Raw genomic sequence first — 22,487 nt, 5'->3', positions numbered from 1 at the left:
GGAAGACCGCGATTATACCAAGTTCCCGCGCCTGCGCCAGCCCCTACGGATGGCGAATGTAATCGACGAGCGCGCGCGTGTACGCATCCGGCTTCCGATCGAACAGACTCACAACGATCGCCACCGCGAATCCGGCCGGCACCCCGAACACGCCCGAGCTGATCGGCTCGATGCCGAACCAGCGCGGCCCGGCGAAACCCGTCAACTGCACGAAGAACGGATACGTCGACACGATGTAATACACGCACACGACGAGCCCCGCGATCATGCCCGCGACGACACCCCGCTGCGTCGTGCGCTTCCAGAACACGCCGAGTACGAGCGCCGGAAAGAGACTCGACGCTGCAAGCGAAAACGCCGCGCCGACCAGAAACAGAATGTTGCCCGCATTCAGCGACGCCACATACGACGCGAGCAGCGCCACGCCGAGCAACAGAATCTTCGAGATCGTCACGCGCCGCTGGCTCGTCGCGCGGCGATCGACCATGCAGTAATACACGTCGTGCGAGAGCGCATTCGCGATCGTCAGCAGGAGTCCGTCCGCCGTCGACAAAGCCGCCGCGAGCGCGCCGGCGGCAATCAGCCCGGAAATCACATACGGCAATCCCGCGATTTCAGGCGCCGCCAGCACGACCATGTCCGGCTGCATCTGAATGCCGGCCCAGCGCACGATGCCGTCGCCGTTCACATCGCCGATGCGGATCAGATACGGCTCCACGCGCCGCCATTGCGTGACCCACTGCGGCAGATCGGCAAAGCGATGCCCGACGAGCCCCGTCAATATTTCATGCTTGATGAGCACCGCGAGCACCGGCACCGTCAAATAGAACAACGCGACGAAGAACAGCGTCCAGCCGACCGAGCGCCGCGCCGACGACACCGACGTCGTCGTGTTGTAGCGCGTGAGGATGTGCGGCAGGCTCGCCGTGCCGATCGACAGGCACAGGAGCAGCGACAGAAAGTTGATCTGATGCACGCGCGGGCTCTCGTCACCGGCCGAGCCGGGAGCGAACGCCTCGGCCATCGGCACGGGCGCGGCGACGCGCTCGATCAACGCATCGCGTTCGCGCGACCATTTGGCGTGCGCATCGGCGGCATCGCGTGGAAAAGCCGCGAGTTCGCGCTCGCGCTCGTTGATCTCGCGCAGCGGCCCGTTGTGCCGGCGCAGTTCCGCGATCTCCGCGGCGAGGCGCGCGTGCTCGGCATGGAACGACTGCGGCAGCGCGTCGATGCGTTGCTGAATCAGCGCGGCCTGCCGCTGATAATCGGCGCGCACGCGCGCTTCGTCGGGCGACACGGCGACCGCGCGTTCGAGCGATTCGACGCGCTCCATCACGCGCCCGTAGTTGAATTGCGGGAACCACCCGAGCCCTTCGCGATGCGCGATCATCGACACGGGAATCAGCATCGCGCTGATGAGGATGATGTATTGCGCGACCTGCGTCCACGTCACCGCGCGCATGCCGCCGAGAAACGAGCACACGAGAATGCCCGCGAGACCGCAGAAGATGCCGATCGAAAACTCGATGCCGATGAACCTCGACGCGATCAGCCCGATGCCCTGGATCTGCGCGACGAGATAGACGAACGAACAGAGAATCGCCGCGAACGCCGCGAGCCCGCGCACGAGGTTGCTGGAGAAGCGCGTGCCGAGAAAATCCGGAATCGTGTAGCGCGCGAGTTTGCGCACGTACGGCGCGAGCAGGAACGCGACGAGGCAATAGCCGCCGGTCCAACCCATCACGTACGCGAGGCCGTCGTAACCACTTGCGTAGATCGACCCGGCAAGCCCGATGAACGATGCCGCCGAAAGCCAGTCGGCGGCCGTCGCCATGCCGTTGAACGCGGACGGCACGCGCCGTCCTGCCACGTAGTATTCGACGAGATCCGACGTGCGCGACAAAAGACCGATCACCGCGTACACCGCGATGGGCACGAACAGGAACACATAGCCGATCCACGTTCCCGGCCCCGTCGTGCGCTCGATGCGCTCCATCAGAAAGATGAACAGCAGGAAGCCGACCGTATAGAGCGCGTAGGAGAGGATCAGCCGGTTCGTGAGCTTCATGCGGCGTCGCCCTGTTCGGCGCGGGCGGCATGGGCAAGACGCGCATCGGCCATCTGCATCAGCACGATATAGATGAGGATCAGCGCGATGTAGACGAGAATCGCGCCCTGCGCGCCGAAGTAGAACGGCAGCGGAAAGCCGGCGACGCGGGCATGCTGGAAGCGTTGCGCGAAGAGCGGCAGGCCGAAGGAGACGACGAAGCCGATGGTCATCAGCACGCCGATCAGCGCGATATTGAAGCGCCAGTAGCGCCGATGCGCGCGCGCCATCGCCGCCGATACGGGCGGCGGCGAGGCAGGCGTCGGGTTGGAAGAATCGGACATGCGGTTTTTTAACAAAACCGCATGTCATCGGCAATAAGGATCGACCGCTGCCGCGCGAGGCAGCGGTCGCGGACGATCAGCGCGCTTCGCCGAGCTGATCCAGAATCGCGGGATTTTCCAGCGTGGAGACGTCCTGCGTGATCTCCTCGCCCTTCGCGAGCGAGCGCAAGAGCCGCCGCATGATCTTGCCGGAGCGCGTCTTCGGCAGGTTCTCGCCGAAACGGATGTCCTTCGGCTTCGCGATCGGACCGATTTCCTTGCCGACCCAGTTGCGCAGTTCGGTGGCGATCTGCTTCGCTTCGTCGCCTTCCGGGCGCGCGCGCTTCAGCACGACGAACGCGACCACGGCTTCACCCGTCGTATCGTCCGGACGGCCGACGACCGCGGCTTCCGCGACGATCGGATTCGCGACCAGCGCCGACTCGATTTCCATCGTGCCGAGGCGGTGGCCGGAGACATTCAGCACGTCGTCGATGCGGCCCATGATCGTGAAGTAGCCGGTTTCCTTGTCGCGCACCGCGCCGTCGCCGGCGAGATACAGCTTGCCGCCGAGTTCTTCCGGGAAATAGCTCGTCTGATAGCGCTTGGGGTCGCCCCAGACGTTGCGCAGCATCGACGGCCACGGGCGCTTCACGACCAGAATGCCGCCTTGCCCGTTCGGCACGTCCTGGCCGGTTTCATCGACGATCGCGGCCATGATGCCCGGCAGCGGCAGCGTGCAGGAACCCGGCACGAGCGGCGTCGCGCCCGGCAGCGGCGTGATCATGTGGCCGCCGGTTTCGGTCTGCCACCACGTATCGACGATCGGACATTGCCCACGGCCGACGTTCTCGTGATACCACATCCACGCTTCCGGATTGATCGGTTCGCCGACCGTGCCGAGGATGCGCAGCGTCGACAGATCGAAGCTCTTCGGATGAACCTTCGCGTCCGCTTCCGATGCCTTGATGAGCGAGCGGATCGCCGTGGGCGCCGTGTAGAAGATCGTGACCTTGTGGCGCGCGATCATCTCCCAGAAGCGGCCCGCGTGCGGATACGTCGGCACGCCTTCGAACATGACCTGCGTCGCGCCGATGGCGAGCGGCCCGTACGCGATATAGCTATGCCCCGTGATCCAGCCGATATCCGCCGTGCACCAGAAGATGTCGCCCGGCTTCATGTCGAAGGTCCACTTCATGGTCTGCGCGGCCCACAGCAGCGTGCCGGCCGTGCTGTGCTGCACGCCCTTCGGCTTGCCCGTCGAGCCGGACGTGTAAAGGATGAAAAGCGGATGCTCCGCGCTCACCCATTCCGGCTCGCACTTCGCCGATTCGTTCTCGACGATTTCATGCAGCCACGCGTCGCGGCCTTCGGTCCATGCGACCTTTCCGCCCGTGCGCCGATACACGATGACGTCCTTCACCTTCTCGCAGCCGCCCGCGGCGAGCGCTTCATCGGCGATGCTTTTCAGCGGCAGCGCCTTGCCGCCGCGCATCTGTTCGTCGGCGGTGATGAGCGCGACCGCGCCGACATCGACGAGACGTTCGTTGAGCGACTTCGACGAGAAGCCGCCGAACACGACCGAATGCGTCGCGCCGATACGCACGCACGCCTGCATCGCGACGACGCCTTCCACCGACATCGGCAGATAGATCACGACGCGGTCGCCCTTTTTCACGCCGCGCTTCTTGAGCGCATTGGCGAGACGCGAGACGCGGTCCAGCAGATCCTGATAGGTGACGTTGGTGACGGTGCCGTCGTCGGCTTCGAAGATGATCGCGTTGTCGTTGCCGCGGCCCGCTTCCACATGACGGTCGAGACAGTTGTACGACGCGTTGAGCTCGCCGTCCTCGAACCACTTGTAGAAAGGCGCCTTCGATTCGTCCAGCACCTGCGTGAAGGGCTTGTGCCACGTGAGCGTCTCGCGCGCAATGCGCGCCCAGAAGCCTTCGTAGTCACGTTCCGCTTCCCCTACAAGCGCCTTGTAGGCGTCCATGCCGGAGATTGCCGCACCCGCGCTTGCCTTGGCTGACGGCGGGAACACACGTTTTTCCTGAAGAACCGATTCGATCGCAGACATCGACAACCTCTCCTGATGGTGTTTCCGAAATCCGGCGGCGCGCGCATCGCTGAATGGGTTGCGCGCGCCGCATGTTTATGAGGTTCGAAAGCGGAGAACGCGCGGCGTTCCTGGCTTCGACCTTGTCTCCTTTCTACCGTACCGGAGCGGCACGGAACAATGTCACGGCACATTCGCATGCCGGCGACATCCTGCATTGAATTCAAGATAAGCCGCTCAACTTACCCGCTTCTTACGTGGCCGGGCCAACAGGCACGGGGTATACACGGAGTCCGCGCGGCTTCTACAATGCGTCCCCACAATCGTAACTGAACTCCCAGCGCGGTATCCAGCTTGAATCGCTACGCCCTTCTTTTGATTGCAGCGATGCTGCTCGTCGGAAGCAACGTCGGCATCGGCAAATCGATCGTCGCATTCGTTCCCGTTCCGCTCTTCGCGCTGCTGCGCTTCGTGATCGCGCTCGCGGTGCTCTGGCCGCTCTTGCGCTGGTCGAAGATGAAGCGCGTCGCGCGCGGCGAATGGCTCAACCTTTTCCTGCAGGCATTCTTCGGCACGTTCGGCTTCACCTTGCTGATGTTGAACGGCGTCGCGCGCACGAGCGCCGTCGCGGCGGGCGTCATCACGAGCACCATTCCGGCCGTGGTCGCGCTCTTCGCGTGGATCTTCCTCAAGGAGAAGCCGGGTCCGCGCGCGCTCGCGTCGATCGGACTGGCGATCGCGGGCGTGCTCGTCATCAACGTCGCGCAGGCCGGGGATGCGGGCGCGAGCTCCCTGCCCGGCAATCTGATGGTGCTCGGCGCCGTGTGCTGCGAATCGCTCTATGTGATCCTCTCGCGCCGTCTCACGCAGACGCTGCCCGCCATCGACATCTGCGCGTACACGCACGCGATCGGCCTGTTGCTCATGCTCCCGCTCGGCGCAACATCGCTCGCGCACTTCGACTGGACGAGCGTCGCCTGGAACACGTGGGCGCTCGTCCTGTGGTACGGGCTTTCGGCGAGCATCTTCTCGTTCTGGCTGTGGATGAAGGGCATCCGTCACGTCGACGGCAGTCTCGCCGGCGTCTTCTGCGCCGTGCTGCCGGTCGCGGCGGCGCTCTACGGCATCGCCTTTCTCGACGAACGTCCGACGCTCGCGCACGGCATCGCGCTCGCGTGCGTCGTGACGGGCATCGCGCTCGCAAGCTTGAAGGCGCGCGCCCGGGCTTCCGTTTCGGGCGAAACCGGCGCCTAAAACGGGTTCAGCGGATTCTGAAAGCATTTGGGAAGTCCGCGCGACGACACGCTACAATAGCGGGCTTCCCGACACCGCGAATGCGCCAACACCCGCCGCTCGCCGGCGGATTGCAAACGCTCCGCACGCACTTTGCACGTTCCGGTTCGTCATATTCGCCAGTCATCATTCCGGTTCGACCCGCCCCGACTGAAAAGCCGCCCATGTCCGCTCCCAAGCATTCTCCCGCCTCGCCCAAGCAGCCCGGCTCGATGAAACTGCTGCCGAAAGTCATCTTCATGAGCCGCTGGCTCCAGGTGCCGCTCTATCTGGGCCTGATCGTCGCGCAAGCCGTGTACGTCGTCCTGTTTCTGAAGGAAGTCTGGCATCTCGTCACGCACGCGATGACGCTCGACGAAACCAATATCATGCTCGTCGTGCTCGGCCTGATCGACGTGGTGATGATCTCGAATCTGCTCATCATGGTGATCGTCGGCGGATACGAGACGTTCGTGTCGAAGCTCGGCGTGGAAGGCCATCCCGACGAGCCCGAGTGGCTCGATCACGTCAACGCGGGCGTGCTGAAGGTGAAGCTGTCGATGGCGCTCATCAGCATCTCGTCGATCCATCTGCTGAAAACCTTCATCAACCCCGACCAGCACACGTTTCACACCGTGTTGTGGCAGGTGATCATCCACGTCGCGTTCCTCGTTTCCGCGCTCATCATGGCGTATGTCGACCGGCTGACCACGCATACGCATCCGCGCCATTTCCACGACGAGTCCTTTGCGCCGCCGAAAAACGCAGTCGAGTGAAGCGTCCTTCAGAACGCCCGCAGGAAAAAATTCAGTCCCCCAGAGCCCAAAGCCATGACAGTCATCAAGCAGGAAGACCTGATTCAGAGCATCGCTGATTCGCTGCAGTACATCAGCTACTACCATCCGCTCGACTATATCCAGGCGCTCGGCCGCGCCTACGAGCTGGAAGAAAGCCCGGCCGCGAAGGACGCGATCGCGCAGATCCTGACCAACAGCCGCATGTGCGCGGAAGGCAAGCGTCCGATCTGCCAGGACACGGGCATCGTCACGGTGTTCGTGAAGGTCGGCATGGACGTGCGCTGGGACGGTGCGACGATGTCGGTCACCGACATGATCAACGAAGGCGTGCGCCGCGGTTATCTGAACCCGGACAACGTATTGCGCGCATCGATCGTGAGCCCGCCCGAAGGCGGCCGCAAGAACACGAAGGACAACACGCCGGCCGTGATCCACTACGAAATCGTGCCGGGCGACAAGGTCGACGTTCAGGTCGCGGCCAAGGGCGGCGGCTCGGAAAACAAGTCGAAGTTCGCGATGCTGAATCCGTCCGATTCGATCGTCGACTGGATTCTCAAGACCGTCCCGACGATGGGCGCGGGCTGGTGTCCGCCGGGCATGCTCGGCATCGGCATCGGCGGCACGGCCGAAAAGGCGATGGTCATGGCGAAGGAATCGCTGATGGACCCGATCGACATTCAGGATGTCATCGCGCGCGGCCCGCAGGACTGGATCGAAGAACTGCGCGTGGAACTGCACGAGAAGGTGAACGCGCTCGGCATCGGCGCGCAAGGTCTCGGCGGTCTCTCGACCGTGCTCGACGTGAAAATCATGGCCGCGCCGACGCACGCGGCATCGAAGCCGGTCGCGATCATCCCGAATTGCGCGGCGACGCGCCACGCGCACTTCACGCTCGACGGCTCGGGCGCGGCAAAGCTCGAAGCCCCGCCGCTCGACGCATGGCCGAAGGTCACATGGCAGCCGAACACGGAGACGAGCAAGCGCGTCGACCTGAACACGTTGACGCCGGAAGAAGTCGCATCGTGGAAGCCGGGCCAGACGCTGCTCTTGTCGGGCAAGATGCTGACGGGCCGCGACGCCGCGCACAAGCGCATTGCCGACATGCTGGCGAAGGGCGAGAAGCTGCCGGTCGATTTCACCAATCGCGTGATCTATTACGTCGGCCCGGTCGATCCGGTTCGCGACGAAGCGGTCGGTCCGGCTGGCCCGACCACGGCCACGCGCATGGACAAGTTCACCGAGATGATGCTCGCGCAAACCGGCCTCATCTCGATGATCGGCAAGGCCGAGCGCGGCCCGGTCGCGATCGAGGCGATCAAGAACCACAAGGCGGCGTATCTGATGGCGGTCGGCGGCGCGGCGTATCTCGTGTCGAAGGCGATCCGCGAGGCGAAGGTGCTCGCGTTCGAAGACCTCGGCATGGAAGCGATCTACGAGTTCGACGTGCAGGACATGCCCGTTACGGTGGCAGTCGATTCGAGCGGCACGTCGGTTCACAAGACGGGCCCGGCCGAATGGCAGGCGAAAATCGGCAAGATTCCGGTCGCGACGGCTTGATCGCCGCTTAATGGCGGTTTATCACCGTGACTGAACGACGAGAGCCGGGCGATGCGCCCGGCTCTTTTCTTTGAACCGCCGCCAGTCGAGAAGCGTTTTCATTCTCAGTTTCGTCTGAAACAAAAAATTTCTACCTAACCTTGGCATCGGCACACTCAAGGTTTATCTTTCCAACAGCCCCACGTTACGAACAGGAAACAAAATCATGCAAGGCGACGCGAAAGTCATCGAATTTCTGAACGCGCAGTTGAAAAACGAACTGACCGCGATCAACCAATACTTCCTGCACGCGCGGATGTACCAGCACTGGGGCCTCGAAAAGCTCAACAAGCACGAATACGACGAATCCATCGGTGAGATGAAGCACGCCGACTGGCTCATTCAGCGCGTGTTCATGCTCGACGGCCTGCCGAACCTGCAAGACCTGCACAAGCTGCTGATCGGCGAAGAGACCAAGGAAATCCTCGAATGTGACCTGAAGCTCGAGCAGATTTCCCAGTCGACCTGCAAGGAAGCCATCGCGTATTGCGAGTCGGTGCGTGATTTCGTCTCGCGCGAAATCTTCGAAAAGATCCTGCACGACACCGAAGAGCACATCGACTGGCTGGAAACGCAGCTGGATCTGATCGACAAGGTCGGCATCCAGAATTACCAGCAGACCATGATGGGCGATCACGAATAATCGGATGTCCCGCGTAGCGCCCTTCCCGATGCCGAACGAGCGTGCCGCGTCTGACGCGAGCGCGCCGGTCGGCATTTTCGATTCCGGCCTCGGCGGATTGTCGGTGCTGCGCGCCGTGCGCGCGATCCTGCCGCACGAGCGTCTGATCTACGTCGCCGATTCACTGCATGCGCCCTACGGCGAACGCGACGACGATTTCATCGTCGACCGCACGATGGCAATCGGCGAGTGGCTCGTCAGTCAGGGCGCGAAGGCGCTCGTCGTCGCGTGCAACACGGCCACCGCGCAGTCGATCGCGCTCGTGCGCGAGCGTCTGCCGATTCCGCTCGTCGGCGTGGAACCGGGCGTGAAGCCGGCGGCGGCGGTCTCGAAGTCGCGCGTGGTCGGGGTGCTGGCGACCGCCGTCACGCTGCGCTCTGCGCGCTTTCAGTCGCTGCTCGACCGCTACGCCGGCGACTGCCGCTTCATCTGTCAGGCGGGACATGGGCTGGTGCAGGCTGTCGAGCGCTGCGACACCTCGTCGCCCGCGCTGATGGCGCTGCTCGAACGCTATATCGCGCCGATGCTCGATGCCGGCGCCGACACGCTCGTGCTCGGCTGCACGCACTACCCTTTTCTTGATCGCGCAATCCGCGACATCGCGGGCGAGCGGCTGCAGATCGTCGACACGAGCGTCGCCATCGCGCGGCAGCTCGATCGTCTGCTCGACGCGCACGCGCTCAAAAATCTCGGCGCGCCGTCCGACGATATGCCGCGCTTCTGCTCCACCGCCGACGGCGAATCGCAGCGTCAACTCGCCGCCGCGCTCCTTCAGCTCGATGCCAAAGTCGAGCACGTCGACATCCCCTCGCGCCGAACGCGCCTCGCCGAACCCGACATCGTCTGAGGGTTTCTCACGCGCGTTGGCAGTTCCATCGCGCGCTTTGCCCCGTCAGACAAGGCTCCTAGCAATAAACCCGCTAACTTTCGCCCTCTGTTACAAAAAACACGGTCCTGCGCTTGCAAAGGCGCCAATACCGAATGATAATAATTCGCATTAACGCTAACTATTGCGAACGATCATGATTGTCTGCGTCTGCAAATCAGTGTCCGACCGAAAGATTCGAAGCGCCATCGCCGAAGGGGTGGACTCCTTTGATGAACTGCAGTTCGAACTCGGCGTCGCGCTGTGCTGCGGCAAGTGTGAAGAAAGCGTTCGCGACGTAATGGCACAAAGCGGCGTCTGCGCGTCGCGATGCGGCGTTCAGCAGCGCGAGCACGTTGCGCCGCTGACGTTCTACGAGCGCCAGGCTGCCTGAAGCAATTCGCGCGGCGTCGCCGCGCTCAACCGGCGACGCCGATGCTCCGGATGCGCCGCCCAGTCGTTTTATCGCCTCCAGCAAGCCAGGTTACCTTCGTATTTCCGGTCACTTTCAGCCAGCCGCGCAACCCTTACCCCTGGAGGGAAAGATGGAATTGCTGATTGGTTTCGTGACTACCCTGTTCATCTCCCTGCTGATTTTCCGAAAATGACGTCGTCTGGTTTCTTCCGCACCGTGCCTGTGCGCTCGTTGGACAGCGAACTCGAAGGCAGCGTTATCAGCAAGCATTCACGCAGCATCACAAGCAGCCAATAACGATGCAGTCCCCGACCACTTCTCCCGCCGCATTCCAGACCGCGCCGACAGCAAATGCGAATCCGCGCGTGATCGCGGCGTGCGTCGCCGTCGTCGCCATTCACGCTGCGTTGCTGGGCGTCGCGCTGACGATGAAGAACGAGCCGCCGCCCCGCCCGATCGAAGCCAAATCCATCACCGCGCAACTGATCAGCGAGACACCGCAGCCCGCGCCGCAGCCGGTCGCCGTCGAAACGCCGCCGCCGCCCAAGCCGGTGCCGCAGCCCGTTCCGAAGCCGCAGCCCAAGCCGAAGGTGAAACCGAAAGTCGAGCCGAAGCCGACGCCGATGCCGGTCACGGAAGCGCCTTCGCAGATCGCCGCGCCCGCGCCGGAACCCACGCCGCCCGCTCCGGCTCAGCCTGCGCCGCCGCCGGCCGCGCCCGCGATCGGCAGGCCGAGCATGGATCTCGCCGCGCCGAAGAACGTCGCGCACCTGAGTTGCAACATCGCGCAGCCCGACTATCCGGCGATGTCCAAGCGCCGCGGCGAAACGGGCACGGCCGTCATCCGTCTGACGGTAGGCCTGTCGGGCAAGATCGAAAACGTCACGCTGCAAAAGAGCAGCGGCTCGTCGCGCCTCGATGAAGCGGCGCTCGACGCGGTGCGCGGCAGCGCGTGCAGCCCTTACAAGGAAAATGGCGAAGCGATTCGTGCTAGCGCCACGGTGCCATTCGTTTTCAGTCTGAACGACTGATCGTTTATTTAGATACAAGGAAGGAAACAGAAATGGAAAATTACGGGATTGCGCACGTCTGGGCGCAAGGCGACTTCGTGACGCGGGGCATCGCGCTCGCGCTCGTCATCATGTCGGTGCTTTCGTGGACGGTGATCGTCGTGAAGGCGTGGAACGTCGTGCGCCTGAAGCGCCTCACCAAGAACGCCGAACAGGCGTTCTGGCACTCCGACGACTTCAACGACGGCATCAAGAAGCTCGGCAGCCAGTCGTCGAGCCCGGCGGACAACCCGTTTCTCGCGCTCGCGCTCGCCGGCCAGGAAGCCGCCGACCATCATCATCAGACGCAGCCGCATCTGCACGACCGCATGGACGTGTCCGACTGGATCACGCGCTGCCTGAAAGACGTCATGGACGAAGGCGTCGGCCGCATGCAGGCGGGCCTCGCGATCCTCGCGTCGATCGGTTCCACGTCGCCGTTCGTCGGCCTCTTCGGTACGGTCTGGGGCATCTATCACGCGCTCTTGACCATCGGCGCGACGGGACAGACGTCGATCGATCAGGTCGCCGGTCCGGTCGGCGAATCGCTCATCATGACGGCGTTCGGCCTGTTCGTCGCGATTCCCGCCGTGCTCGGCTATAACGCGCTCACCCGCGCGAACAAGGGCATCGTCACGAAGCTGAACCGCTTCGCGCACGGCCTGCACGCGTTCTTCGTCACGGGCTCGAAGCTTTCGTCGACCAAGCGCGCGACGAACGCCGCGTCGGACAAGCTGCGTCTCGCGACGCGCGCGTCGTAAGCCGGGGAGGTCCGCATCATGGCCATGAGCCCTTTCGCCGGAGACGAAGACGACGGCATGATGAGCGAGATCAACATGACGCCGCTCGTCGACGTCATGCTGGTTCTGCTGATCATCTTCCTCGTCACGATTCCGGCCATGCATCACGCGGTCAAGATCGACCTGCCGCACGCGAGCAGCCAGCCGCAGGACGAAAAGCCCGCGCACGTGAACATCGCGATCAAGGCTGACGGCACCACGCTCTGGGACGATCAGCCGATCGACGAAGCGGCGCTCAACGCGCGCATCGCGCAGGCGGCGCAGCAGAACCCGCAGCCGGAGATTCATCTGCGCGCCGATCGTCAGGTGGCGTACGAAAAGGTCGCCGATCTGATGTCGGCGGCGCAGGCAGGCGGATTGACGAAGATCGGTTTCGTCACCGAGCCGAAGAGCGGCAAGTAACAGCTCGACGCGCCCTCTTCCGGGCGCACAAAGTAAAAGGCCTTCATCGTCGGATGAAGGCCTTTTTTCGTGCGCGCTCGGCGCATTCGGGTGAGGCGGTCACTTTGGGTTCGAATAGCCAGAACCGGAAGTTCCGTCGCATGCAGCAGCCGTGGTCGACACGGACAGTGCAATCAACCCTATCAGGCTAACTATCAGAGCAGCCGTCAGTTTTCGCATAAGGAGCTCCTTAGCGAAGGAGGCTTCAATATACCGCCACAAATTGTGACGATCAATTGAATCTGTCCATCGCAAGCGCGCGCTTCAATGCCATAAACCAATGACAAACGCCGATGCGGTCAAACTGTTTCCCGTTCCGGCTGTTCGTGAACAGGACATTCTCCCGGAAAGCGCTGGCCGCTACCGATCGACTCGACGAGAAAATCGACGAATGCGCGGACGGCCGGGACCATGCCCTGACGCGACAAAAACACCGCGTAGAGTTGCGGCGACGGAAACGTCCAGCCGGGCATCACCGGCGATAGCTGCCCGGAGCGCAGCGGCGCGCCGTACATCATCTCGGGCAGCGCCGCGATGCCGACGCCGCGCATGACGGCCTCGCGGATCATCGACAGATCGGCCGTGACGAGGCGCGGCTCGTGCTCGAACTCATGGCGCGTGCCGTCCGGCGCGATCAGGCGGTAGACGTGGCGGCCGTCCGCCGACGGCGTGTCGATCGTGTCGTACTGGGCGAGTTCGGCGGGTGTCATCGGCGGCGCATTCGACTTCAGCAGCGATGGCGCCGCGACCAGCATCTGCTCCGTGCGCCACAGCGGGCGCGCGACGACGTTCGAGCTCGCGGGCGGCTCCGAGCGCACGCGCAGCGCGACATCGACGGCATCCTCGAACAGATCGACGACACGGTTCGTCACGCGCATGACGACGCGCACTTCCGGATAGCGGTGCATGAAATCCGGCATCACGGCGGACAGGAACGTCTGCGCGATCGTGACCGGAACGCTCACGCGCACCGTGCCGCGCGGCGAATCGCGCAGGCTTTGCACGACGTTGACGGCCGCCTGTGCCTCGGCGAGCATCGCCTGACAATGCTGATAGAAAAGCTGCCCGGCCTCGGTCAGCGCGAGCTTGCGCGTCGAGCGCTGCAACAGACGCACGCCGAGCGACGCTTCCAGCTCCGACACGCGCCGCGACAGCCGCGACTTCGAGATGCCGAGCACGCGCTCGGCGGCGGAAAACCCGCCGTGCTCGACGACGTGCGAGAAGTACATCAGATCGTTCAGGTCATGCGAGTCGGCTTTCATGAGTCGCCCGGTGGACTTGGAAGAGATGAAGATCGACGCGGTTCGTTATCCCCAGCGGGACAATCCATTGCGCCGCGACGGCTTTTACCGCGAAATGCGGCCCATATAATAGCTCTGTGTTTCAAATTTATCGCTATTCCCCTCTTTTCCGTATTCCCGACGCGAGGCAATAATGTCCACCAGCCGCAGCATCGAACGCATCATTCCGGCGACCCGCACTGTCGAAGGCGGCGGATTCGTCGTGCATCGCCCTTTCCCGACCCGTCTTCTGATGGATTTCGATCCGTTCCTCCTCCTCGACGAGATGGGCCCAGCCGACTACGCACCCGGCGAGGCTAAAGGCGCGCCGGACCATCCGCATCGCGGCTTCGAAACCGTCACGTACATGCTCGAAGGCGAGTTCGGTCACAAGGATTCGGCCGGGCATTCCGGCACGCTGCGTCCCGGCGACGTGCAATGGATGACCGCGGGCGCGGGCGTCGTGCATAGCGAGATGCCCGCCGAGGAATTCACGCAACGCGGCGGCCGCGTGCACGGCCTGCAGCTTTGGGTCAACCTGCCGCAGCGCGACAAGATGATCGCGCCGCACTATCAGGAGATTCCGTCCGTGCAGATTCCCGTCGCGACGAGCGAGGACGGCAAGGTCAGCGTGAAGGTCATCGCGGGCGAGGCGCTCGGCGTGAAGGCCGCGATCGAGACGCGCACGCCGATTCTGTATCAGCACTTTTCGCTCAAGCCAGGCGCGAAGATCGAACTCGCCGTGCCGCGCGATTACCGTGTGTTCGCCTATCCGCTGTCGGGCACCGCGCTGTACGGTCCGCAAAGCCAGCCGGTGCGCGCGCAGCAGATGGTGATTTTCCGCGACGACAGCGATACGATCGCGCTCGCCGCCGGCGATGAGCCCGTCGAGCTGCTGCTGATCGGCGGCGTGCCGCTGAAGGAGCCGGTCGTGCGCTACGGCCCGTTCGTGATGAACACCGAGGACGAGATCCGCCAGGCCGTGATCGACTATCAGGCGGGCCGGATGGGCGCCATCGCGCATTGATCTGGTCACAGCGAAAACCGCGAAACGGTGCGGCACGAACGGACACATTGCGTCACAATGACCGTTCTTGCCGCGCCGTTTCGCCTTTGTCGTCAATCTTGCAGTCTCAACTTCAACCAGGAGCACGCATGGCCGGACCTTCCGTGACCGCCAGCATCGGCAACATCGACTATCAGGTCCGTCTCGGCGACGGGACGCATTCGTGGGTCGCGGACGAGCCGGCGGGCATCGGCGGCGGCGATACCGGACCGGAACCCGCGTCGCTACTGCTCGCGAGCCTCGGCGCATGCACGTCGATCACGTTGAAGATGTACGCGAAGCGCAAGGAGTGGCCGCTCGAAGGCGTACACGTCGAGTTGTCGATGACGAGCACCGCCGACGGCACGAACATCGACCGGCGCATCGCGCTCACGGGCGCGCTGTCCGATGAGCAGCGGGAACGGCTCTTGCAAATTGCCAATGCGTGCCCGATGCACAAGGTCCTGTCCGGCGCGATTCGCATCGAATCCGGACTCGCGCCGCAGTGACGCATCGCGGGCACCACGAACGTCCAAGGGAAACGTCGTCTTGAACTTCGAACACCTGATCCAGATCAACGATCCGCTCAATCCGCTTCTCGAATCGCTGACGCGCGAGCAGCTCTGGGAAGGCCTCGTCCTGCGCGCCGAGCAGCCGCAACTATTCGTGATCGGCCTGGATAGCTGCGACATCCTCGCGCGCGATGGCGACACGATGGAACGCGAACTCCACTACGGCCAGGCGACCGTCCGCGACCGCGTGACGCTCACGCCCGGCTCCAGCGTGCGCTACGACATTCTGCCGACCGCCGATTACGTCGGCGGCTCGCTCACGATGGCGATCGAGCAGCCCGATGCGGTCCAGCTCTTCCTGCGCTTCACTTACGCCACGACGCTGCCCGAGAACGAAAACGCCACGCCCGATGAGCGTCAGACGCAGGAAATCGTGAAGTCGGCGTACCGCGAGTCGGACATCGACACCGTGCGGCTCATTCGCCAGTTCGCGCACGGCCGCAGGGACGAGAGTCCGCTGCATTGAGCCTCTAACGGATGCGGTGGCGAATGTTTCGCGGCCGCATCGAGACTGGCTATCGAAAGAGGCGCTTCAATCGGAAAGTCTAGTTGCAAATAGGAATAGTTATCATTTACTATAGACCCATCGAATCAACGAACGCACATTTTCCGACATGACCGATACGCCGCGATCCTCCACGCTCAGGCTGCGCCGCCCGGCTGTCCGCGACGCCGCGATCACACGCCCGAAAGCGACGACCGTGACCACGGTTCACGTCGCGCACGCGGGGGACAGCACCGGCGAGCGATCGCTGAAAAGCGACGCGCTGCTGCAGGGACGCAGTCACGTGAGCATCGTGCATAACGGAGAGACGTACCAGTTGCGTGCGACGCGTTTGGGCAAACTGATCCTGACGAAATGACGCGCAGGCAAGAACAGCCGTAGTACCGGGTATTGTGGGGACCACCTCGCCAAGAGGTGTTTGGCCTTAGCCAGCGAGGACGACTTGCACGCGAGAAATTAGACCCCTTCGTGCAAACACCAGCCAGTCGTCGATAGCAAGCGAAGCCGCTTTTTTTGGTTCCTGCTTGGGTCACGATGCATGCCGACGAGCGCTGCATCCGAAAACAGAATGGCACGTCTTCGTTACGAGGACGTGCCATTTTTATTGCGCGAATGCTTCAGACGTTCTCGATGCCGAGCGCCGCGATGCCCGCCTTCGCGATCTGCGCATCCTGATCCGATTTCACGCCCGACACGCCGACGGCACCGACGATGTCCGTGCCCACGAAGATCGGCACGCCGCCTTCGAGCATTGCGGTCATCGGCGCGGAGAGGAACGCCGTGCGGCCCTGCTTGATGGTGTCTTCGTAGACCTTGGTTTCGCGACGGCCGAGCACGGCGGTGCGCGCCTTGCCCGTCGCCATTTCGGCGGTGCTCGCGCCTGCGCCGTCGAGACGATGCAGATGCAGCAGATGTCCGCCATCGTCGACGATCGCAATCGTCACGTTCCAGTTGTGCTCTCTCGCATGTGTCTCGGCGGCCGCGGCCATCGCCTTGACGTCTTCGTCGGTCAGTACGGGTTTGGTTCTCACTTCTCGCTCTCGTTGCCGCGCTTGACGGCGTGGACGGTTTATCGGCTGAAGCCCCAGAACATCAGGTACCACGCGCTGTCCGCAACGGCCAGCGCAGCGACAAACCATACCATCGCAAGAAGGCGCGGAACAAGTGACGATGCATGGCGCCCCGTCACGCGCCACGCAAGCCACGCACTCCAGAGATTCGCGGCCGCGAGCAAGCCGAGCCGCAGACCCGGCACCCACCACAACGGCAGATGCTCGGCGCGCAGCAGCGATACCGTCGTCGCGGACAGGCCCAGGAACACGCCGACGCCCGCAATCGGGATCAGGGCGAGCGTCAGGTGATGCAGGCGCGTCGCGTTCATCTTGCCGAGCATGCGCGTGCCGATGGCGAGCAGCCCGAGCAGCGCCGTGCCGTACACGAGCCCAGTCGCGACGATATAGCCGATGACCATGGTGCCGTCGAGCCACGAGAAGACGTCGTTCTGTTCCGGGTAATGCGTGAACAGGAACCACGGCGCGTTGGTGTCGAGCGGCCAGAGGATGTCGTGATCGATCAGCCAGGCGGCGAGAAATTGCTTCAGATCGACGAACCAGGTGCTCACGGTCCAGTGGAACGCGCCGATCGCGATGCCGAGCAGGCCGTACAGAATGAGCGCGGTGTCCCACGGATTCGCGGCCTTGTCGCCGAGCTTCACGACTTCCTCGGACGGCGAGCGCCACGTGAGCGCGATGGCGTCGCGATGGCCGCTGCATCGGCCACACATGTGGCAGTCCTGTGCGCCCTTCATGTTGCGCAGCGGGACGAGCGGCGCGCAGTTGATCGGAATCACGCGATGGCCGTGCTCGCCCTTCGTGTACGAACGGCGCCACGCTTCTTCGTCGACCTTGTAGTGAAACGGCGCGAGGCGCGCGAGCAGCGAGAACACGCCGTTGACCGGGCACAGATACTTGCACCACACGCGCTTCTCGCGGCCATACAGCACGCCGATGATCATCGCGCCGACGGTCGAGCCGCCGAGCACGAGCAGCACCGCCTTCGGATACTGATAGACGCTGACCATCTGCCCGTAGATCGTCGTGAGCCCGAATGCGACGAAGGGCCAGCCGCCCCAGCGCATCCAGCGCGGAATCGCCCAGCCGCGGCCGAACTTGCTCGCGAACTCCGACAGCGCGCCTTCGGGACACAACACGCCGCACCAGACGCGCCCGAGCATGACCATCGACAGCAGCACGAATGGCCACCAGATGCCCCAGAACACGAACTGCGCGGCGAGCGTGAGATTGTTCCACAGATGCGCGGCGCCGTCCGGCAGCGGCATCACGGCGGGAACGATGATCAGAAATGCATACACGGCAACGACGACCCACTGAATCATGCGGATCGTGCTGCCGTGACGTTGCATCCATTGGCCGGCTTGTTGAAGCCGGCCCGGTCTACGCATTACGGAACTCATGCTGGACGGCTTGCCGCCTTTTGTTTTTGCGCCATCTGGGTGTTCGAACGGCGCAGCAGAAGATAGATGACGACCCAGTACACCGCATACGCGACGAGATTCATGCCCGCGGGATGCGCGCGATAACCGGTGAGCGTAGCAACGAGCGATCCGAACGTACTCGAATCATCGAGCAGCCACGACGTGTTCCACACCTGATTGACGATGACCGGCAGCACTTCCATGTCGATCAGCTTGTCGACGCCCGTTTCGAAGAGGCCGGCCGCCAGGAACAGCAGCATGATTTCGGTGACGCGAAAGAACGAGCGCCACGAGAAGATCTTGCCGCCGAGCTGCAGGATATAGAACGTCAGCAGCGCGAGACCGAAGCCGAGAATGATCGCGATGTACTGCGACGCGTCGACGTGCCCCGACTGACCGAAGCCGACGCCGTAGAGAAACACGGCGGTCTCGCTGCCTTCGCGCGCGATCGCCAGCGCGACGAGCACCGCGATACCCCACCAGTGCCCGTCCTGCGTGCTCTTTTGCAGCGATGTTTCCATGTCGCGCTTGAGCGTGCGTCCGTGGCGCTTCATCCACAGGACCATCTGCACGATCAGCACGCAGGCGATCAGCACCATCGCGGTCTGGAAGTAATCCTGCGCATCGCCCGACAGCACTTCCGTGAAGCCGATGAGCGCGGCGCCCAGCGCCACCGCCGCGAGCAGGCCGATGACGACGCCGGCCCACAGATAAGGCAGGCCCCGGCGCGCCTGATGATCGCCGTTCTTCAGCCACGCGTAGAGAATGCCGACGACGAGCAACGCCTCGACGCTCTCTCGCCACACGATGAAAAGTACCTGCCCCATACCCGACCTCCAGCAATTTCACTTCAAGCGGCCGCGCGCGGTGCGAACATCGCGCGGCACATTCCGTTACTTCGCGACGATCACGCCTTGCGCGGACTGATGAAAATCGTCGAAGAACTTGTATTCACCCGGATCCAGCGGTGCGATCACCACGAACGAATCCGCCCCCGGCGCGAGCACTTTTTCCTTGCGCAACTGCACGCTTTCGAACTCGGCGGCGCCCTTGCCGACGTTATGCACTTCGATCTTGATGCGCTGCCCCGCCGGCACTTCGATGCGCGCCGGATTGAGCTTGCCGTCGTTCATTTCGAGCTTGAACGTCGGCAGGTCGGCGGCGTGCGCCATGTTCATCCCGGCAAAGGCAAACGCGGACATCGCGAGCGCGGCCACCTGATTTTTCAGCTTCATGCGTACTTCCTGAGAGTGAATGCGCCCGGTCCGGGATGCCGGGCGCCACGGACGATCAGTAACCGCCCTTCTTTCCGATGCCCGCGAACGGGAAGTCGTACTCGATCGTGAACGGCTTGAACCACGGACCGACGCCCGTTTCCTTGTCGGTGTGACGGCCGAACGCCATGTGGCCTTCCTGCGACGGCGGCGAAATATGCAGCTTCAGGTGATACTTGCCCGGCCCGAAGAGCTTGACGTTGTCGCCGTAGTGCGGGCCGTCGCTCGCGACCATCGGCATCAGGTCGCCCTTGATGGTCTGCGTCGTGCCGACCTTCGTGAGTTCATACGTGACTTGCAGATACGGCATCCAGTCGCCTTCGGCGAATCCGGTCGGGTTGTTCTTGACCGCGTGGATATCCGCCTCCAGGTGGATATCCGAATCCGACGCCTTGCGCATCATGCCTTCCGGCGACATCGTGATCGGCTGCAGATACACGGCGCCCGTTTCCATGCCCGCCTCGATGTGCTGCTTGCCGATCGGATATTCGGCTGCCGACGCTGCCATCATCGCCGTGAGACCTGCGGCGGCGACAAGGCCGCGCATCAACGTTGAACCCATCAGAAAACTCCTTGTTGTTATCGATTGGCACGCGTGCCACGCGAGCCTTGCCACTGAGATACCGGAGCGCCGCTCGGTCGGCGGCGTTAGCACAACTCTGTGAACGTTAATACGAACCATTCTCAATGTTCGTCAGTTTAGCATCGTTCGATTCCCGCAACAATTTGAGCGAGCTTACAGACCTAGGCGCAGTAAGGCTTTTCGCCGACTCGCACGATCGCGGCGGGCATAAAAAAGGCGCGGCGAACCGTCCGATTCGCCGCGCCTTTCGAATTAAGCCTTGAAAATCACTTACATATGCTTACTTGCCGCCGATTCCGCTCCCGTGATCGCCCACGTTCGCCCCGAACACGCGCTGCCGCAGGAGCGCCAATTGGTCGCGGGTCTGCGCCGCTTTTTCGAATTCGAGATTCTTGGCGTGATCCATCATCTGCTTCTCGAGGCGCTTGATTTCCTTCGCGATCTGCTTCTCGGACATGTCTTCGAACTTCGCGCGCGCCTGCGCTTCCTTCAGCTCGGCGCGGGCGTCGTCGGCGTTGTAGACGCCATCGATGATGTCCTTGATGCGCTTCTCCACCCCGCGCGGCGTGATGCCCATCTTCTCGTTGTGCGCCATCTGCTTGGCGCGGCGCCGCTCGGTTTCGCCGATGGCGCGCTTCATCGAGTCGGTCATGTTGTCGGCGTAGAGAATCGCCTTGCCGTTCACATTACGCGCCGCGCGCCCGATGGTCTGGATCAGCGAGCGCTCGGCGCGCAGGAAGCCTTCTTTGTCGGCGTCGAGAATCGCGACGAGCGAGACTTCGGGAATATCGAGACCCTCGCGCAGCAAGTTGATGCCGACGAGCACGTCGAATGTGCCGAGCCGCAGATCGCGGATGATTTCCACGCGCTCGACCGTGTCGATATCGCTGTGCAGATAACGCACCTTCACGCCGTGATCGGCGAGAAACTCGGTCAGCTGCTCGGCCATGCGCTTGGTCAGCGTCGTGACGAGCACGCGCTCCTGCACCGCCACGCGCGCGTTGATTTCCGAGAGCACGTCGTCGACCTGCGAGCGCGCCGGACGCACTTCGATTTCCGGATCGACGAGACCCGTCGGCCGCACGAGCTGCTCGGCCACCTGCCCTGCCTTCTGCTGCTCGTAGTCGGCGGGCGTCGCGGAAACGAAGATCGCCTGGCGCATCTTGCGCTCGAACTCGTTGAACTTGAGCGGCCGGTTATCGAGCGCGGACGGCATCCGGAAACCGTAGTCGACGAGATTTTCCTTGCGCGCGCGGTCGCCGTTGTACATGCCGTTCAACTGGCCGATCAATACGTGCGACTCGTCGAGCAACATCAGCGCATCGGGCGGCAGATAGTCGACGAGCGTCGGCGGCGGCTCGCCAGGCGCCGCGCCCGAGAAGTGCCGCGAGTAGTTCTCGATGCCCTTGCAGAAACCGAGCTCCTGCAGCATTTCCAGATCGAAGCGCGTGCGCTGCTCCAGCCGCTGTGCTTCGACGAGCTTGCCCTCGCTGTGGAAGAATTCGAGCCGCTCGCGCAATTCGAGCTTGATGGTTTCGATCGCGCGCATGACGGTGTCGCGCGGCGTCACGTAATGCGACGACGGGTACACGGTGAAGCGCGGAATCTTGTTGCGCACGCGTCCGGTGAGCGGATCGAAGAGCATCATCGATTCGATTTCGTCGTCGAATAGCTCGACGCGCACCGCCATTTCCGCGTGCTCGGCCGGAAAGATATCGATGGTGTCGCCGCGCACGCGAAACGAACCGCGCTGGAAATCGGCTTCGTTGCGCGTGTACTGCATCGCGATCAGGCGCGCGATGACGTCGCGCTGGCCGAGCTTGTCGCCCGTGCGCAGCGTGAGAATCATCTTGTGATATTCGGACGGATTGCCGATACCGTAAATCGCGGACACCGTCGCGACGATCACCACGTCGCGCCGTTCGAGCAGGCTTTTCGTGGCCGAAAGCCGCATCTGCTCGATGTGCTCGTTGATCGACGAGTCCTTCTCGATGAAGAGATCGCGCTGCGGCACGTACGCTTCCGGCTGGTAATAGTCGTAGTACGAGACGAAATACTCGACGGCGTTGCGCGGAAAGAACTCGCGGAATTCCGCGTAGAGCTGCGCGGCGAGCGTCTTGTTCGGCGCGAAGACGATCGCCGGACGGCCGAGCCGCGCGATGACGTTCGCCATCGTGAAGGTCTTGCCCGAGCCGGTCACGCCGAGCAGCGTCTGAAACGAGAGACCGTCCTCGACGCCTTCGACGAGCTTCGCGATGGCATCGGGCTGATCGCCCGCGGGCGGATACGGCTGATACAACTGAAACGGCGAGCCTTCGAACGTGACGAACTTCGATTCGTCCAGTTCTTCCGGGGATGCGATGAGAGTGTCGGACATGAGAAATCGAG

At 63.2% G+C, this 22,487-nt stretch carries 23 protein-coding genes; 13 read left to right on the top strand and 10 right to left on the bottom strand.

The window, feature by feature from the left end; genetic code table 11:
• Positions 1 to 43: 43 nt before the first annotated feature.
• The 3 genes from NCS02_RS05555 to acs all read right to left on the bottom strand — a co-directional run bounded on the left by NCS02_RS05555 (position 44) and on the right by acs (position 4,450).
• Positions 44 to 2,068 (bottom strand): sodium:solute symporter family protein, encoded by a 2,025-nt coding sequence (locus NCS02_RS05555; protein ID WP_008350416.1) that lies wholly within the window; start codon positions 2,066 to 2,068, stop codon positions 44 to 46.
• Positions 2,065 to 2,391 carry a DUF4212 domain-containing protein gene (locus tag NCS02_RS05550; RefSeq protein ID WP_250519366.1) on the bottom strand — a complete coding sequence of 109 codons (327 nt, stop codon included), beginning with the start codon at positions 2,389 to 2,391 and terminating at the stop codon, positions 2,065 to 2,067. The genes NCS02_RS05555 and NCS02_RS05550 overlap by 4 nt, the downstream gene beginning before the upstream one ends.
• 76 nt (positions 2,392 to 2,467) lie before the next feature.
• On the bottom strand, positions 2,468 to 4,450 hold the full coding sequence (gene acs, locus NCS02_RS05545; protein WP_250519365.1) for an acetate--CoA ligase: 1,983 nt from the start codon (positions 4,448 to 4,450) through the stop codon (positions 2,468 to 2,470).
• 333 nt (positions 4,451 to 4,783) lie between these two features.
• Between acs and NCS02_RS05540 the strand changes: the two genes are divergently transcribed.
• The 9 genes from NCS02_RS05540 (at position 4,784) to NCS02_RS05500 (ending at position 12,307) form a co-directional block, all read left to right on the top strand.
• Positions 4,784 to 5,683: a DMT family transporter gene (locus tag NCS02_RS05540; protein ID WP_244807894.1), complete on the top strand. Its 900-nt coding sequence runs from the start codon at positions 4,784 to 4,786 to the stop codon at positions 5,681 to 5,683.
• Positions 5,684 to 5,886: 203 nt separating this feature from the next.
• Positions 5,887 to 6,477, top strand: a complete 591-nt coding sequence (locus NCS02_RS05535) for a TIGR00645 family protein (RefSeq protein WP_033537207.1) — start codon at positions 5,887 to 5,889, stop codon at positions 6,475 to 6,477.
• Between the two features lie 54 nt (positions 6,478 to 6,531).
• Positions 6,532 to 8,055 carry a fumarate hydratase gene (locus NCS02_RS05530; protein ID WP_008350426.1) on the top strand — a complete coding sequence of 508 codons (1,524 nt, stop codon included), beginning with the start codon at positions 6,532 to 6,534 and terminating at the stop codon, positions 8,053 to 8,055.
• Positions 8,056 to 8,260: 205 nt separating this feature from the next.
• Complete coding sequence (gene bfr / locus NCS02_RS05525; protein WP_014190999.1) at positions 8,261 to 8,737, top strand: bacterioferritin; 477 nt, start codon at positions 8,261 to 8,263, stop codon at positions 8,735 to 8,737.
• Positions 8,738 to 8,741: 4 nt separating this feature from the next.
• Complete coding sequence (gene murI / locus NCS02_RS05520; protein ID WP_250519364.1) at positions 8,742 to 9,623, top strand: glutamate racemase; 882 nt, start codon at positions 8,742 to 8,744, stop codon at positions 9,621 to 9,623.
• Positions 9,624 to 9,798: 175 nt separating this feature from the next.
• On the top strand, positions 9,799 to 10,035 hold the full coding sequence (locus tag NCS02_RS05515; RefSeq protein ID WP_008350432.1) for a (2Fe-2S)-binding protein: 237 nt from the start codon (positions 9,799 to 9,801) through the stop codon (positions 10,033 to 10,035).
• Positions 10,036 to 10,355: 320 nt separating this feature from the next.
• Entirely contained in the window at positions 10,356 to 11,087 is a 732-nt protein-coding gene (locus NCS02_RS05510) for an energy transducer TonB (RefSeq protein ID WP_008350434.1), read from the top strand.
• A gap of 32 nt (positions 11,088 to 11,119) precedes the next feature.
• A complete protein-coding gene (locus NCS02_RS05505) occupies positions 11,120 to 11,866 on the top strand; it encodes a MotA/TolQ/ExbB proton channel family protein (protein ID WP_250519363.1) in 747 nt (248 codons plus the stop codon).
• 18 nt (positions 11,867 to 11,884) lie between these two features.
• Positions 11,885 to 12,307 (top strand): ExbD/TolR family protein, encoded by a 423-nt coding sequence (locus NCS02_RS05500; RefSeq protein WP_008350436.1) that lies wholly within the window; start codon positions 11,885 to 11,887, stop codon positions 12,305 to 12,307.
• A gap of 338 nt (positions 12,308 to 12,645) precedes the next feature.
• On the opposite strand, the gene NCS02_RS05495 is transcribed toward NCS02_RS05500, so the two are convergent.
• Positions 12,646 to 13,608 (bottom strand): LysR family transcriptional regulator, encoded by a 963-nt coding sequence (locus tag NCS02_RS05495; RefSeq protein WP_008350437.1) that lies wholly within the window; start codon positions 13,606 to 13,608, stop codon positions 12,646 to 12,648.
• Between the two features lie 172 nt (positions 13,609 to 13,780).
• On the opposite strand from NCS02_RS05495, the gene NCS02_RS05490 reads away from it, so the two are divergent.
• The 4 genes from NCS02_RS05490 to hemP all read left to right on the top strand — a co-directional run bounded on the left by NCS02_RS05490 (position 13,781) and on the right by hemP (position 16,106).
• The gene (locus NCS02_RS05490) at positions 13,781 to 14,653 is read left to right on the top strand and encodes a pirin family protein (protein WP_008350438.1); all 873 of its coding nucleotides are present in this window, start codon (positions 13,781 to 13,783) and stop codon (positions 14,651 to 14,653) included.
• Positions 14,654 to 14,781: 128 nt separating this feature from the next.
• Positions 14,782 to 15,180, top strand: a complete 399-nt coding sequence (locus NCS02_RS05485) for an OsmC family protein (protein ID WP_034472128.1) — start codon at positions 14,782 to 14,784, stop codon at positions 15,178 to 15,180.
• Between the two features lie 40 nt (positions 15,181 to 15,220).
• Positions 15,221 to 15,709, top strand: a complete 489-nt coding sequence (locus NCS02_RS05480; protein WP_250519362.1) for an SRPBCC family protein — start codon at positions 15,221 to 15,223, stop codon at positions 15,707 to 15,709.
• Between the two features lie 148 nt (positions 15,710 to 15,857).
• A complete protein-coding gene (hemP, locus tag NCS02_RS05475; protein ID WP_008350441.1) occupies positions 15,858 to 16,106 on the top strand; it encodes a hemin uptake protein HemP in 249 nt (82 codons plus the stop codon).
• 259 nt (positions 16,107 to 16,365) lie between these two features.
• Here hemP and NCS02_RS05470 read toward each other — a convergent pair whose 3' ends face one another.
• The 6 genes from NCS02_RS05470 to uvrB form a co-directional block, all read right to left on the bottom strand.
• A complete protein-coding gene (locus NCS02_RS05470) occupies positions 16,366 to 16,779 on the bottom strand; it encodes a GlcG/HbpS family heme-binding protein (RefSeq protein ID WP_008350442.1) in 414 nt (137 codons plus the stop codon).
• Between the two features lie 38 nt (positions 16,780 to 16,817).
• Complete coding sequence (locus tag NCS02_RS05465) at positions 16,818 to 18,221, bottom strand: 4Fe-4S binding protein (protein WP_250522909.1); 1,404 nt, start codon at positions 18,219 to 18,221, stop codon at positions 16,818 to 16,820.
• Entirely contained in the window at positions 18,218 to 19,069 is an 852-nt protein-coding gene (locus NCS02_RS05460; RefSeq protein WP_008350446.1) for an FTR1 family iron permease, read from the bottom strand. Before NCS02_RS05460 ends, NCS02_RS05465 begins: the two co-directional genes overlap by 4 nt.
• A gap of 66 nt (positions 19,070 to 19,135) precedes the next feature.
• Positions 19,136 to 19,444 (bottom strand): cupredoxin domain-containing protein, encoded by a 309-nt coding sequence (locus NCS02_RS05455; RefSeq protein WP_372492535.1) that lies wholly within the window; start codon positions 19,442 to 19,444, stop codon positions 19,136 to 19,138.
• An 88-nt stretch (positions 19,445 to 19,532) separates the two neighbouring features.
• Entirely contained in the window at positions 19,533 to 20,078 is a 546-nt protein-coding gene (locus NCS02_RS05450) for an iron transporter (protein ID WP_008350449.1), read from the bottom strand.
• Between the two features lie 301 nt (positions 20,079 to 20,379).
• Positions 20,380 to 22,476, bottom strand: coding sequence for an excinuclease ABC subunit UvrB (gene uvrB, locus NCS02_RS05445; protein WP_250522908.1), 2,097 nt, complete (start codon positions 22,474 to 22,476; stop codon positions 20,380 to 20,382).
• Positions 22,477 to 22,487: the final 11 nt, after the last annotated feature.

The sequence above is a fragment of the Caballeronia sp. NCF2 genome (assembly GCF_023631205.1).
Taxonomy (GTDB): domain Bacteria; phylum Pseudomonadota; class Gammaproteobacteria; order Burkholderiales; family Burkholderiaceae; genus Caballeronia; species Caballeronia zhejiangensis.
Note: the sequence above shows the minus strand (reverse complement) of the source record. Positions and strands in the feature narration are given on the sequence as shown.